This window comes from uncultured Flavobacterium sp. (assembly GCF_963925185.1).
In the GTDB taxonomy this organism is placed as follows: Bacteria; Bacteroidota; Bacteroidia; order Flavobacteriales; family Flavobacteriaceae; genus Flavobacterium.
Map to the genome: position 1 here is coordinate 12,998 of NZ_CAWURC010000013.1, position 12,587 is coordinate 25,584.

Sequence of the window (12,587 nt, forward strand, 5' to 3'; positions counted from 1 at the left end):
AAAAATGAAAATTGTGTGTCATTAATATTTATGTATTTTTGGATTCAGAATCAAGCAACTCTTTTTTATGTCCAAAATTAAAATTAAGAAAGCCACCATTTCCGATCTCAAAATTATTCGAAAAATCAGCAAGCAAACGTTCACTGAAACCTTTGCTGACATGAATACACCAGAAAATATGGCGAATTACATTCTTGAAAATTTTAATACAGAACAAATGGCTTCGGAAATCAACAATCCGGAATCGGCTTTTTATCTTGCTGTTTTAGAGAATGATACCATTGGTTATTTGAAAATAAACTTAGGCAATGCCCAAACCGAAAAGCAAAAAGAAAACACTTTAGAGATTCACAGAATCTACGTTTTGCAAGCCTTTCACGGAAAAAAAGCGGGACAATTGTTGCTCGACGAAGCTATAAAAATTGCAAAACAAACTGGCATCGATTCGGTTTGGTTGGGTGTTTGGGAAGAAAATCACCAAGCATTGCATTTTTATTCTAAAAATGGTTTTGTCGAATTTGACCAACATGTTTTTATTTTGGGAGATGAAGTTCAAACCGATTTATTGATGCAACTTGGAATAAAAAATCATTAAATAATCTGGATGCTAATTCTAACACAATCCAACTATTACTCCTCATCAACCAAATGTGATTTCGAATAGCCTCTCCATTTTTCCACACATTCCTGAAAATCTTGCGGTAATTCTGTATCAAAACGCATCATTTTGCCTGTGTTTGGATGCACAAAACCAAGTGTCTTAGCATGTAAAGCTTGTCTAGGCAAAACCTTGAAACAATTATCAATGAATTGTTTGTATTTTGTAAACGTAGTTCCTTTCAAAATCAAATGACCTCCATAACGCTCGTCATTAAAAATAGGATGCCCAATGTGTTTCATATGAACCCGAATTTGGTGGGTTCTACCCGTTTCTAATTGGCATGAAACCAAGGTTACATAGCCAAAACGTTCCAATACTTTATAATGAGTAATAGCATGTTTTCCTATTTCGGGATCGGCAAAAACCGCCATTTGCATCCGGTCTTTGACGTGGCGTGCAATATTGCCTTCAATCGTTCCTTCATCGGCAGTCACATTTCCCCATACCAAAGCGATATATTCTCTTTCGGAAGTTTTGGCTTCAAATTGCTTGGCGAGATGCGTCATTGCGGCTTCGGTTTTGGCAATCACCAAAAGTCCCGAAGTATCTTTATCAATTCGGTGTACCAATCCCGGACGTTCGCTACTATTCAATGGCAAATTTTCAAAATGAAACGCCAAGGCATTCACTAGCGTTCCCGTATAATTGCCGTGACCAGGATGCACAACAAAATTAGGCGGTTTATTTACTAGCAAAAGCGCGTCGTCTTCGTATACAATGTCAAGCGGAATATCCTCGGGGTCTACCCTATTTTCGAATGGCGGATGCGACAACATTATGCGCACTACGTCAAGAGGTTTTACTTTATAATTCGATTTTATAGGAAGATCATTCACATAAATATCGCCAGCAGTTGCCGCATTCTGTATTTTATTTCGAGTCGCATTCGGAATCATATTCATCAAATATTTGTCAATTCTCAGCAGCAATTGCCCTTTGGGAATGTCAAATCTATAATGTTCAAATAATTCTTCGTCTAAATCTGTAGTGTCAATATTACTGTTCATTTGGTGGCATTTGATTTATTGATGTTGCCGTGCTATCGGCTTGCTCGGAATAACTTTCCTTTCCATCGCCCAATACTAAATCAATTTTGGAGGCTTTCAAAACTCGATCTCCAGCTTTTATGTTTCTTCCTTTGAAACGCATTTCGAGTACCATATCCTTTCCAAGATTTGGGATATAAGTAATCGTACCTTCTTCAAGTCCCAATGCTTTCAATGTTGGCAGAGCCTCACGATACGTTTTTTGAATTAAATCTGGAATTCGCACTGACGAAAATCCAGAAGCATTTATTTTGATATATACTTTTCTTCCCACTTTAACTTTAGCACCAGGCAAAGGATCTTGCTCGATAACACTAAATTTTGGATAATCTTTGTTATAATCTACGCTGTCTAAAAGCACATAATCCAAGTCTAACGCATCTAGTTTTTCTTCAACCTGTTCCTCTGTCAATTTTGATAAATTAGGCACCGTGATTTCGTGATCGTGATTTGTTGTGAAAGTCAACCAATGCATAAACAAAAAACCCAAAACAAAAATAATGGAAAGAGCGGCTAATACTTGTGTTAAAAACACTCGACTACTAAGATATTTACGTAAACTCATAAATTTATTTTTATAAGTCGCAAAGATAAAGCTATTTCGTTCCAAAAAAAATTCTAATTTTGTTTTGAATACGGTTAATCGGTTAAACGATTAAACGGTTAAACGATTAAACCAATAAAATGAAAAACATTGCCATCATAATGGGCGGATATTCAAGCGAATATAAAATATCCTTAATCAGCGGAAACGTAGTCTATCAATTTCTTGATAAAACCAAATTTAACGGTTTCCGAATTCATATTTTTAAAGAAAAATGGGTGTATGTTGACGCTAACAATACTGAATTCCCTATCGATAAAAACGATTTTTCAACTACGGTGAACGGAACAAAAATAACTTTCGACTGTGTTTTTAATGCTATTCATGGTACACCCGGAGAAGACGGATTGATGCAAGGGTATTTTGAATTAATAGGAATGCCGCAAACTTCTTGTGATTATTATCAGGCCGCACTGACATTCAACAAACGCGATTTATTGTCAGTTTTAAAACCTTATGGCATCAAAACCGCCACTTCTTATTATTTAAACAAAGGAGATCACATTGACACTGCCGAAATTATAAAAGCAGTGGGCTTACCGTGTTTTGTAAAACCAAATAAATCAGGTTCTAGTTTTGGAATCTCAAAAGTAAAAACAGCGAACGAGTTGCCAATCGCCATTGAAATTGCTTATCAAGAAGACAACGAAATCATCATCGAAAGTTTCCTAGACGGAACCGAAGTCTCTGTTGGCGTCATCAATTATCAAGGAACGGTAACTGTTTTGCCCATAACCGAAATTGTTTCAGAAAATGACTTTTTCGATTATGAAGCCAAATATCAGGGAAAATCACAGGAAATTACGCCTGCCAGAATCTCAGACGAAATGACTCGAAAAGTAAGCGAAATTGCAAAACGTGCCTACGAAATCTTGAAAATGAAAGGTTTCTCCAGAAGCGAATTTATTTTTGTTGATGGTGAACCTTACATGCTCGAAATGAATACTATTCCGGGATTAACTGCCGAAAGTTTGATTCCACAACAAGCCAAAGTTGCTGGGATTTCATTAGAAAATTTGTTTACTAATGCTATTGAATTGGCATTATAAAAGATAAAAAACTATGAGAAAAGCCATATTTCCAGGATCTTTTGATCCAATAACGTTAGGTCACGAAGATATTATCCGAAGAAGCATTCCACTTTTTGACGAAATTGTAATTGCCATTGGTGTCAATGCCGAAAAAAAATATATGTTTTCACTTGAAGACAGGAAACGATTTATCGAAGAAACTTTCAAAAATGAACCTAAAGTTTCTATCCTTGTTTATGAAGGTTTAACAATCGAATTATGTCATAAAATAAATGCGAATTTTATCTTGCGTGGATTGCGTAATCCGGCTGATTTCGAATTCGAAAAAGCCATTGCTCACACTAATAGACGATTATCAAAAATTGAAACCGTTTTTTTATTAACAGCCGCAAAAACTTCATATATAAGTTCCAGCATCGTCAGAGATGTAATCCGAAACGGTGGTGAATATGAATTGCTAGTTCCTGACGCAGTACGAGTAAATAAATAGTATTATGCATAAACTTGTAATAGGTACTATTTAGCCCTAATTTCACAGAAATAAAATTGATTATAAAAAGATAATGGAAAGAGAGTTAAATAAACGTAGTGGATCGCAATGTGAACTTTGTACCGCAACAGAAAACTTAAAAGTGTACCCAGTTTTACCAACAAAAAAAGGTGGCTTAGACGAAAGTATTTTTGCTTGTACTACTTGCATTGACCAAATCGAAAATCCAGATAATGTAGATTTAAACCATTGGAGATGCTTAAATGACAGCATGTGGAGCGAACACACCGCAGTACAAGTAGTCGCTTGGAGAATGTTGAGCAGGATGCGTGCAGCAGGATGGCCAAAAGAATTACTAGAAATGATGTATTTAGAAGATGATATTTTAATTTGGGCGCAAGCCACTGGCGAAGGAGAAGAGGATGAAAACAAAGTAATTCACCGTGATGTAAATGGCGTTATTCTTTCCACTGGAGATTCTGTAGTTTTAATCAAAGATTTGAAAGTAAAAGGATCTAGCATGGTTGCCAAACAAGGAACCTCAGTAAGAAACATTAGATTAGATCACGAAAATGCAGAATATATAGAAGGTAGAGTCGATGGGCAAACCATTGTTATTATCACTCAATACGTTAAGAAAATATAATATTTCTTGAAAAGGTAAAAGAAAAAAGGCATTACGAAATTCGTAATGCCTTTTTTAGTTTCTTAAATTTTATCGACAACTAAATATATTGGGTCTTCCATAATATTAACATCAATAATCGCTTCGGCATTGTTGAGTAATTGAACACAATCTTTACTCAAATGGCGTAAGCGCACTTTCTTTCCTATTTTATAATAACGATGTGTTATTGCATTCAAGGCTTCAATAGCTGACATATCGGCAATTCTACTTTCCTTAAAATCAATAATTATTTCATCTGGATCATTCAAAACATCAAACTTTTCGGCAAAACCTGTAACAGAACCGAAAAATAAGGGCCCAAAAATTTCATAATGCTTTACCCCATTTTCATCAACATGTTTTCTGGCACGAATGCGTTTTGCATTTTCCCATGAGTAAGCCAAAGCTGCTAAAATAACACCAATCAAAACGGCTATAGCTAAATTATGTGTTATGGCTGTAATTAAGGTAACCAAAACCATAACCAATACATCTGAAGCAGGCATTTTGCTAAAAGTCTTCAAACTTGCCCATTCAAAAGTGCCAATTGCGACCATAAACATCAAACCAACCAAAGCTGCCATTGGTAATTGCTCAATCAAACTCGAACCAAACATTATAAAAAACAACAACATAATAGATGCCACAATTCCTGACAATCTTGCTCTTGCACCAGCAGAAGTATTAATCAGACTTTGTCCAATCATTGCACAGCCTCCCATTCCAGACAATAATCCTGAAGCAATATTAGCAGTTCCTTGCGCAATACATTCCTTGTTGCCACTTCCACGTGTTTCTGTAATTTCATCAATCAAATTCAAGGTCAATAAACTTTCAATCAAACCAACACCAGCAATAATACAAGCGTAAGGAAATACAATTTTTAGGGTGGCAAAATTAAAAGGAATAGTTGGGATCGATAAAGGAGGAAAACCACCTTTTATACTTTCCCCAACATTCAACGTATCGACAACAGTCATCGTTTCGATGCCAAAACCAATAACAATTGCAGAAACAAAAAGTATTGCAACTAATGATGAGGGAACTACTTTTGTAAATTTTGGTAGGCCCCAAATAATAAGCATCGTTACGAATGTCAGCCCTAACATTATTAGCATCGAAGAACCTTCTAACAAGTTATTTGTCCCTTTTTGATAAAAATTAGGAAACTGAGCCATAAAAATAATAATCGCCAATCCATTAACAAATCCAAACATTACAGGATGTGGAACTAACCGAATAAATTTACCTAATTTTAAAACACCCGCAAGAATTTGTATAATTCCAGCAATAATAACCGTAGCAAAAACATATTGTAAAATAGTGTCAGAAGTTATAGCGGGAAAAGCCGTTTTTAGTTCCAAAATCAAACCAACAAAAATAACGGCTACCGCTCCAGTTGCTCCAGAAATCATTCCCGGTCTTCCTCCCAAAACTGCGGTTACTAACCCCATAACAAATGCCGCATACAAACCTGTTAATGGCGAAAATCCTGCAATCATAGCAAACGCAATAGCCTCTGGAACAAGGGCCAGAGCTACTGTAGTACCTGATAAAATTTCTGTTTTGTAATTTACCTTTTGCGATAAATCAAATAAATTAAATACTTTTTTCATAAAATTATAAAATGGATTTTGGATACAACTTAATATACAAAAGGAATAACGGGAAAATTTTTAGAGTAATTTTGTGGAATAATCTGTTTGTAAATAAAAAAAAATATTTGCAGAAGATAATTACTCTTCCTCTTTCTTAATCACTTTTCTAGCGACTTCGATTTTAAATTTCTTGCCTTTCATTTTTTCGTCCTTGATATTAAAGAGTAAGTCTTTCACCTTGTTGAATTTTACGGCGGCAAACGAAATAAAATCTTTCACTTCGATTAATCCTAAATCCCCTTTTTCGAGTTTTCCTTTTTGGGAAAAGAAACCTACAACATCAATTTTGTTTAACTTATTTTTCTTTCCTCCACTGATGTAGATGGTCTGAAATTCAGGTGGTTTTGGTAATGTTGTCGAATTTTCCACTTTCAGTATCTGCATTGCATAATCGATATAATCTATTTTTTTCTCGCTTTCGTGAGCAATAATATAAGCCGTTCCGGAAGCTAACATACGAGCTGTTCTACCATTTCTATGGATGAATTCATCCTCTTTAGAAGGTAAATGATAATGTATTACGTGTTTCATTTCAGGAATATCGAGTCCACGAGCAGCTAAATCTGTCGTGATTAAATAACTCACACTTCCATTTCTAAATTGGATTAAGGCACGTTCGCGTTCGTCCTGGTCCATTCCGCCATGATAATAAGTAGAATAAATTCCTTTTTCATTCAGGGTGTCGCTGATACGTTCTGCAGCGTCACGATGGTTACAAAAAACTAAAGCCGATTGCGATTTTAACGAACAAATTAGGTTGAACAAACTTCCTATTTTATCTTTCTCTTTCGAAACGACCATTTTCATAGTAAGATTAGAGCGTTCTTCTTCATTTGGAATAAAATCCAAAATCGTAGGATTTACGACTCTCGTGTATTTTGGAATCTCAATATCAGAAGTCGCCGAAACCAAAACGCGTTTGTTCAGTTTAGATAATTTTCCAATTATAAAAGACATTTGTTCGTGAAAACCCAACTGCAAGGACTTGTCGAATTCGTCAAGAATAAGTGTTTCTATTTTGTCTAGACGAAAATTCCCTCGGTCGATATGATCTGCAATTCTGCCTGGAGTTCCAATTAAAACCGCTGGTGGATTGCTTAAATTCTTGATTTCGGTATCGATGGAATGACCACCATAACAAACATTCACCTTATAATCTGTTCCCATTTTTTTCCAAACTTGCTCAATTTGAAGGCCTAATTCACGAGAAGGAACAAGAATCAAACATTGTACGGACAGCACTTCGGGTTTCAACATTTCGAAAATTGGCAGCAAAAAAGCTAGTGTTTTTCCAGAACCTGTTGGCGAAAGCAGTAAAATATTATTATCACTCAAAATGGTTTCTTGGGCGGCAACCTGCATTTCATTTAGATTTATGATACCTAAATTGAGTAATATATTGTTAGAATGGTGTTTATTATTCATTTTGCAAAGGTAACTCCAATTTCGAATTAAAAATTACGAATTACGAATTTTAAAAATTTACTATATCTGAGATTTTTATTCTTCAAACAATAATTTTATATTTTCATAGGAGTTTTTCAAAACTTCTGGCATATCAATAGGGTGAACCCAAGCTACTTTTTCGATTCCTTCTTCTATTTGTCCAACTGGAATTCCATCAAAATCGGTTTGCATTTCGAACCAATGGGTAATTTTGAGTCTATAAATGCCGTTTCGTTTAAAAACGTGGTAGGTTTTTTGAAGCTTTTTGGTAATAGTCAACTTATTTACACCTGTTTCTTCTTCCACTTCACGCATTGCTGTGTCTTCGATTTCTTCGCCTTTTTCAGTTCCTCCTTTTGGCAAATCCCATTTTCCGCCTCTGAAAATGAACAGAACTTCCCCTTTTTTGTTGTAAACTAGTCCTCCTCCGGCTTTATTTACGGGGATTTTAGATTTCAAGGTTTTCATAATCTGATTTTCATCAGGATGATACAAATAAGCCTTCTCAATTTTATTTTGGAAGATTTTAATTATAAGCTGTTTGATGTCAATACTTTCTAACAAGAAAATTTGAAAATTTGTCTCCTTGGAGATTTCATTTGTCAAAAAAAGTGGTTTGTCGTTCACAAAAACTTTATACATTTGTATTATGATATTTAATAAAGATACCGCCGAGAAAACTGCCGAATTGCTTATGCAAATAAATGCAATTAAATTGAATCCAAGAAATCCTTTTATATGGGCTTCGGGATGGCAATCACCAATTTATTGTGATAACCGGATAATTCTCTCATTTCCAGCTATAAGAAATTATGTCAGAGATGAATTTTCTAAAAACATTGAAAAACAATTTGGAAAACCTGATGTAATTGCTGGCGTAGCCACTGGAGCTATTGGAATTGGCATATTAGTGGCCGAAAGCTTAGGCTTGCCTTTTGTGTATGTTCGTCCGGAACCCAAAAAACACGGTAGACAAAACCAAGTGGAAGGATTTTTGCAAAAAGGACAAAATGTGGTCATTGTAGAAGATTTAATAAGCACTGGAAATAGCAGCCTGCTTGCAGTTGAAGCCTTACGTGCAGCTGGAGCAAATGTGAAAGGAATGGCTGCAATTTTTACTTACGGCTTTGATATTGCCCAAGAAAATTTTAAAAATGCCAATGTTGACTTATTAACATTGAGCAATTATCAGAATCTATTGAATTTGGCCGTTGCCAAAAAATATATTACCGAGGAAGAAGAAGAAATTTTGAGAGAATGGAACTTGAGCCCTTCAACTTGGAGTGGAACCGTATAAAAAGCTAGCGGTACCTTTTCGAATAATAAAATTAAAAAAAACAACCATGAATTTACAGAGCCCTAATGTTATTGTTGAAAAATCAGCACAAGAATTATTTGATTTATTAAGTAATGTTAGAAATTTCGAAAAATTGATGCCCGATAATATTGCAAAATTTGAAGTTATTGGAGATGATGCATTTATTTTTGGGCTAAAAGGGATGCCAGAAATAAAACTAAAAATAAAAGAAAAAGTAGCGCCAAACAAAATAGTTCTGGGCTCGGCGAGCGATAAATTATCCTTCACATTGACTGCAAATATCAATGCTATTTCGGATAAATCAAGTGACGTGAAACTGGATTTTGAAGGCGAATTTAACGCCATGATGGGGATGATGATAAAAGGACCTATTTCTAAATTTATCGAGACTTTAGCCCTGAATATGGATAAATTATAAGAGAATATAAGTCTAAATTTATCATTCTGAGGAATGAAGAATCTCATTAGTTGCTTCCGTTATGATATTTCTTCTGCGTAGAAATGAGAAATAAATAGTGATTGTTGCAATCAATACAACATTTGGATTTCCTTAATATCAAATTCAGAAACCAAATCATCTTCAAGAAGGACTTCTAGTTTTCCAATGGAAGAAACACCTTGAATAATTCCCATAAAATTTTGCTTATTTTGGTCTTCAAATAGCATAGGAATTCCTTTTTTGAAAAGTTTATTGGAGTATTCCGACCATAACAAAACAGAATTTTGATTCCAGGATTGAATATTTTGTTCTAATTTTTCCATGATCTTTAAAAGAATTTTCTCCTTGTCAAAATTGGTATTGCAAGTCACAGCCAAGGAAGATGCTTTGGGTAAATTTTCAAAATTCGTTTGATTCACGTTCAGCCCTAAACCAACAATGGAAATGATAGTTCCGTCGCTTTTTATACTGTTTTCAATCAAAATACCGCCAATCTTTTTGTTATATGACATAATGTCGTTTGGCCATTTGATGCTTAATTTAGGAATATTCAATATTTCTAAAGCTTGAATAACTGCAACAGACGCAGCGATATTAACATCAAATAGATGGTTAGTGTCCATTAAAAAATCCTTTACCAAAACACTCATAATTAGGTTCGTACTAGGTTCTGAAGTCCAAACAGAACCCATTTGTCCCTTGCCGTTAGTCTGATTCTCAGCACTAACCACGGTAAAATTTTCTAGTACTTGATTACTAGATAAGCCTTTCAGGAATTCATTTGTAGAATCTATGGCACCGAGTTTGATTAGTTTCATGAGAAGTTATTTGTGGGACAAAATTTAATATTATGTTAAGGTTCAAAAATAATCACAAAAAATGGTAACTTTACAAACTTATTTAAAAATAATTCATGGCAAAAAAGACTGTAAATAATGATGTTCTATTGGCAAACATCATCAAAGGAATCGAAGAAGTAAAAGGAAATGATATAGATATTCTAGATTTAAGAGAAATAGATACCGCCGTTTGTGACTATTTCATCATCTGCAACGGTAATTCAAATACTCAAGTTAACGCCATCGTTAACTCTATTCAAAAAACAGTTTCAAAAGAATTAAAAGACAAGCCTTGGCATGTTGAAGGATCTGATAATGCCGAGTGGGTTCTTATGGATTATGTAAACATTGTGATTCATGTTTTCCAGAAACACATTAGAGAATACTACAATATCGAGAGTCTTTGGGGTGATGCAAAAATCACCAAAATTGAAAATAAATACTAAAGAAACATACTGTAATGGCAAAAGATAATAACCCAAATTCGAATAAATTCAAGGTAAGTCCGTGGTTGATTTATACGGCAATATTATTAATTTTCTTGTTCATAACCTTTATAACAGGTGGTTCCAACTTTTCTGAACCCGCACCATTAACATCTTCAAACTTTAATGCATATCTTGAAAAAGGCAAAATAGAAAAAGTTATAGTTTACAATAAAACGGAAGCAGAAGTTTATCTAACCGCCTCAGCATTAAAAGAAACTAATAATAAAAAAGTAGCGAATGATATTTTAGACAGGCCTAATAAAGGACCTCATTACACATTTGTTATAGGAAACGATCAATTATTCCAAACCAAACTTGAAAAAGCTGTTGCTGAAGGGAAACTGAAAGATTTTAATTTCTTACCAAAAAATAATTGGACAGACATTTTTGTAAGCCTATTGCCCATCATCATTATCATAGGTGTTTGGATATTTATAATGAAAAGAATGTCAGGAGGCGGAGGCGGTGGTGGCCAAATTTTCAATATTGGAAAATCAAAAGCTAAACTTTTTGACGAAAAAACCGATATCAAAACTTCTTTTAAAGACGTTGCAGGTTTAGAAGGTGCCAAAGAAGAAATTCAGGAAATAGTGGAGTTCCTCAAAAACCCCGAGAAATATACTAATCTGGGAGGGAAAATTCCGAAAGGCGCTTTGCTCGTTGGCCCTCCGGGAACAGGGAAAACCTTATTGGCAAAAGCAGTTGCTGGCGAAGCCCAAGTTCCATTTTTCTCCTTATCAGGTTCTGATTTTGTGGAAATGTTTGTGGGAGTTGGTGCATCGAGAGTGCGTGATTTATTTAAACAAGCCAAAGAGAAAGCGCCAGCAATCATCTTTATCGATGAAATTGACGCCGTGGGAAGAGCTAGAGGAAAAAACAACATGTCAGGTGGAAACGACGAACGTGAAAATACCTTGAACCAATTACTAACAGAAATGGACGGTTTTGGAACCAATTCGAACGTGATTGTTTTAGCTGCAACAAATAGAGCCGATGTATTAGACAAAGCTTTAATGCGTGCAGGTCGTTTTGATAGACAAATTTTTGTGGATTTGCCAGACATTCGCGAACGCGCCGAAATTTTCTTGGTGCATCTTGCTCCTTTGAAGAAAGTTGAAGGCCTTGATACCGACTTTTTAGCCAAGCAAACTCCTGGTTTTTCAGGAGCCGATATTGCCAATGTTTGTAACGAAGCTGCCTTGATCGCAGCGAGAAACAACAAAACAGCGGTGGACAAACAAGATTTTCTTGATGCTGTTGATAGAATTGTTGGCGGACTCGAAAAGAAAAATAAAATTGTAACTCCTGACGAAAAGAAAGCAATTGCCATTCACGAAGCAGGCCACGCAACCGTAAGCTGGATGCTAGAACACGCAGCACCATTGATAAAAGTCACGATTGTTCCAAGAGGACAAAGTTTAGGCGCAGCTTGGTATTTACCAGAAGAACGCTTGATTGTGAGAACGGACCAAATGCTGGACGAAATGTGTGCCACAATGGGCGGAAGAGCAGCTGAAAAAGTAACTTTCGACAGGATTTCTACCGGGGCATTAAGTGATTTAGAAAAAGTAACAAGACAAGCTCGCGCAATGGTGACCATTTATGGTTTGAATGAGAAAATAGGGAATGTTACTTATTACGATTCAACTGGTCAAAGTGAATATAGTTTTTCTAAACCTTATTCTGAGGAAACAGCCAAGACAATCGACAAAGAAATTTCTATGTTAATAGAAAGCCAATACGAGAGAGCAATTAAAATATTGGAAGAAAATAAAGATAAATTAAATCAACTTGCAGATATCTTGATTGAGAAGGAAGTCATTTTCAAAGACGACTTAGAAGCCATTTTCGGAAAAAGAACCTTTGACTCTAATCTTGAAGAAGTGGTTTCTTAATAAGA

The 12,587-nt window shown here is 35.2% G+C and carries 14 protein-coding genes; 8 read left to right on the forward strand and 6 right to left on the reverse strand.

Features of this window, described 5'->3' with window-relative positions:
- Positions 1 to 67 precede the first annotated feature (67 nt).
- A complete protein-coding gene (locus AABM59_RS03850) occupies positions 68 to 595 on the forward strand; it encodes a GNAT family N-acetyltransferase (RefSeq protein ID WP_338407656.1) in 528 nt (175 codons plus the stop codon).
- A gap of 35 nt (positions 596 to 630) precedes the next feature.
- On the opposite strand, the gene AABM59_RS03855 is transcribed toward AABM59_RS03850, so the two are convergent.
- Entirely contained in the window at positions 631 to 1,668 is a 1,038-nt protein-coding gene (locus tag AABM59_RS03855; RefSeq protein ID WP_338407657.1) for an RluA family pseudouridine synthase, read from the reverse strand.
- The gene (locus AABM59_RS03860) at positions 1,658 to 2,272 is read right to left on the reverse strand and encodes a PASTA domain-containing protein (protein ID WP_338407658.1); all 615 of its coding nucleotides are present in this window, start codon (positions 2,270 to 2,272) and stop codon (positions 1,658 to 1,660) included. The genes AABM59_RS03855 and AABM59_RS03860 overlap by 11 nt, the downstream gene beginning before the upstream one ends.
- A 119-nt stretch (positions 2,273 to 2,391) precedes the next feature.
- Between AABM59_RS03860 and AABM59_RS03865 the strand changes: the two genes are divergently transcribed.
- The 3 genes from AABM59_RS03865 to AABM59_RS03875 all read left to right on the forward strand — a co-directional run bounded on the left by AABM59_RS03865 (position 2,392) and on the right by AABM59_RS03875 (position 4,478).
- The gene (locus AABM59_RS03865; protein WP_338407659.1) at positions 2,392 to 3,360 is read left to right on the forward strand and encodes a D-alanine--D-alanine ligase; all 969 of its coding nucleotides are present in this window, start codon (positions 2,392 to 2,394) and stop codon (positions 3,358 to 3,360) included.
- Positions 3,361 to 3,373: 13 nt separating this feature from the next.
- On the forward strand, positions 3,374 to 3,832 hold the full coding sequence (gene coaD / locus AABM59_RS03870; RefSeq protein WP_338407660.1) for a pantetheine-phosphate adenylyltransferase: 459 nt from the start codon (positions 3,374 to 3,376) through the stop codon (positions 3,830 to 3,832).
- A 73-nt stretch (positions 3,833 to 3,905) separates the two neighbouring features.
- A complete protein-coding gene (locus AABM59_RS03875; protein WP_338407661.1) occupies positions 3,906 to 4,478 on the forward strand; it encodes a PhnA domain-containing protein in 573 nt (190 codons plus the stop codon).
- Between the two features lie 62 nt (positions 4,479 to 4,540).
- On the opposite strand, the gene AABM59_RS03880 is transcribed toward AABM59_RS03875, so the two are convergent.
- The 3 genes from AABM59_RS03880 to AABM59_RS03890 form a co-directional block, all read right to left on the reverse strand.
- A complete protein-coding gene (locus tag AABM59_RS03880; RefSeq protein ID WP_338407662.1) occupies positions 4,541 to 6,115 on the reverse strand; it encodes a SulP family inorganic anion transporter in 1,575 nt (524 codons plus the stop codon).
- A gap of 120 nt (positions 6,116 to 6,235) precedes the next feature.
- Positions 6,236 to 7,582 (reverse strand): DEAD/DEAH box helicase, encoded by a 1,347-nt coding sequence (locus tag AABM59_RS03885; RefSeq protein ID WP_338407663.1) that lies wholly within the window; start codon positions 7,580 to 7,582, stop codon positions 6,236 to 6,238.
- Positions 7,583 to 7,657: 75 nt separating this feature from the next.
- A complete protein-coding gene (locus tag AABM59_RS03890; protein WP_338407664.1) occupies positions 7,658 to 8,245 on the reverse strand; it encodes an NUDIX domain-containing protein in 588 nt (195 codons plus the stop codon).
- Between the two features lie 7 nt (positions 8,246 to 8,252).
- Here AABM59_RS03890 and pyrE point away from each other — a divergent pair, with 7 nt between their 5' ends.
- A complete protein-coding gene (pyrE, locus tag AABM59_RS03895; RefSeq protein WP_338407665.1) occupies positions 8,253 to 8,900 on the forward strand; it encodes an orotate phosphoribosyltransferase in 648 nt (215 codons plus the stop codon).
- A gap of 46 nt (positions 8,901 to 8,946) precedes the next feature.
- Positions 8,947 to 9,339, forward strand: a complete 393-nt coding sequence (locus AABM59_RS03900; protein WP_338407666.1) for an SRPBCC family protein — start codon at positions 8,947 to 8,949, stop codon at positions 9,337 to 9,339.
- Positions 9,340 to 9,449: 110 nt separating this feature from the next.
- Here the strand turns inward: AABM59_RS03900 and AABM59_RS03905 are convergent, their stop codons facing one another.
- Positions 9,450 to 10,178: a biotin--[acetyl-CoA-carboxylase] ligase gene (locus AABM59_RS03905; protein ID WP_338407667.1), complete on the reverse strand. Its 729-nt coding sequence runs from the start codon at positions 10,176 to 10,178 to the stop codon at positions 9,450 to 9,452.
- A 95-nt stretch (positions 10,179 to 10,273) separates the two neighbouring features.
- Here AABM59_RS03905 and rsfS point away from each other — a divergent pair, with 95 nt between their 5' ends.
- Entirely contained in the window at positions 10,274 to 10,645 is a 372-nt protein-coding gene (gene rsfS / locus AABM59_RS03910) for a ribosome silencing factor (protein ID WP_338407668.1), read from the forward strand.
- A 14-nt stretch (positions 10,646 to 10,659) separates the two neighbouring features.
- A complete protein-coding gene (gene ftsH, locus AABM59_RS03915; RefSeq protein WP_338407669.1) occupies positions 10,660 to 12,582 on the forward strand; it encodes an ATP-dependent zinc metalloprotease FtsH in 1,923 nt (640 codons plus the stop codon).
- Positions 12,583 to 12,587 lie beyond the last annotated feature (5 nt).

Bases quoted from the DNA above. Each gene is read 5' to 3' on its own strand.
- AABM59_RS03850 (WP_338407656.1), top strand. From the start codon at position 68: ATGTCCAAAATTAAAATTAAGAAAGCCACCATTTCCGATCTCAAAATT.
- AABM59_RS03855 (WP_338407657.1), bottom strand. From the start codon at position 1,668: ATGAACAGTAATATTGACACTACAGATTTAGACGAAGAATTATTTGAA.
- AABM59_RS03860 (WP_338407658.1), bottom strand. From the start codon at position 2,272: ATGAGTTTACGTAAATATCTTAGTAGTCGAGTGTTTTTAACACAAGTA.
- AABM59_RS03865 (WP_338407659.1), top strand. From the start codon at position 2,392: ATGAAAAACATTGCCATCATAATGGGCGGATATTCAAGCGAATATAAA.
- coaD (WP_338407660.1), top strand. From the start codon at position 3,374: ATGAGAAAAGCCATATTTCCAGGATCTTTTGATCCAATAACGTTAGGT.
- AABM59_RS03875 (WP_338407661.1), top strand. From the start codon at position 3,906: ATGGAAAGAGAGTTAAATAAACGTAGTGGATCGCAATGTGAACTTTGT.
- AABM59_RS03880 (WP_338407662.1), bottom strand. From the start codon at position 6,115: ATGAAAAAAGTATTTAATTTATTTGATTTATCGCAAAAGGTAAATTAC.
- AABM59_RS03885 (WP_338407663.1), bottom strand. From the start codon at position 7,582: ATGAATAATAAACACCATTCTAACAATATATTACTCAATTTAGGTATC.
- AABM59_RS03890 (WP_338407664.1), bottom strand. From the start codon at position 8,245: ATGTATAAAGTTTTTGTGAACGACAAACCACTTTTTTTGACAAATGAA.
- pyrE (WP_338407665.1), top strand. From the start codon at position 8,253: ATGATATTTAATAAAGATACCGCCGAGAAAACTGCCGAATTGCTTATG.
- AABM59_RS03900 (WP_338407666.1), top strand. From the start codon at position 8,947: ATGAATTTACAGAGCCCTAATGTTATTGTTGAAAAATCAGCACAAGAA.
- AABM59_RS03905 (WP_338407667.1), bottom strand. From the start codon at position 10,178: ATGAAACTAATCAAACTCGGTGCCATAGATTCTACAAATGAATTCCTG.
- rsfS (WP_338407668.1), top strand. From the start codon at position 10,274: ATGGCAAAAAAGACTGTAAATAATGATGTTCTATTGGCAAACATCATC.
- ftsH (WP_338407669.1), top strand. From the start codon at position 10,660: ATGGCAAAAGATAATAACCCAAATTCGAATAAATTCAAGGTAAGTCCG.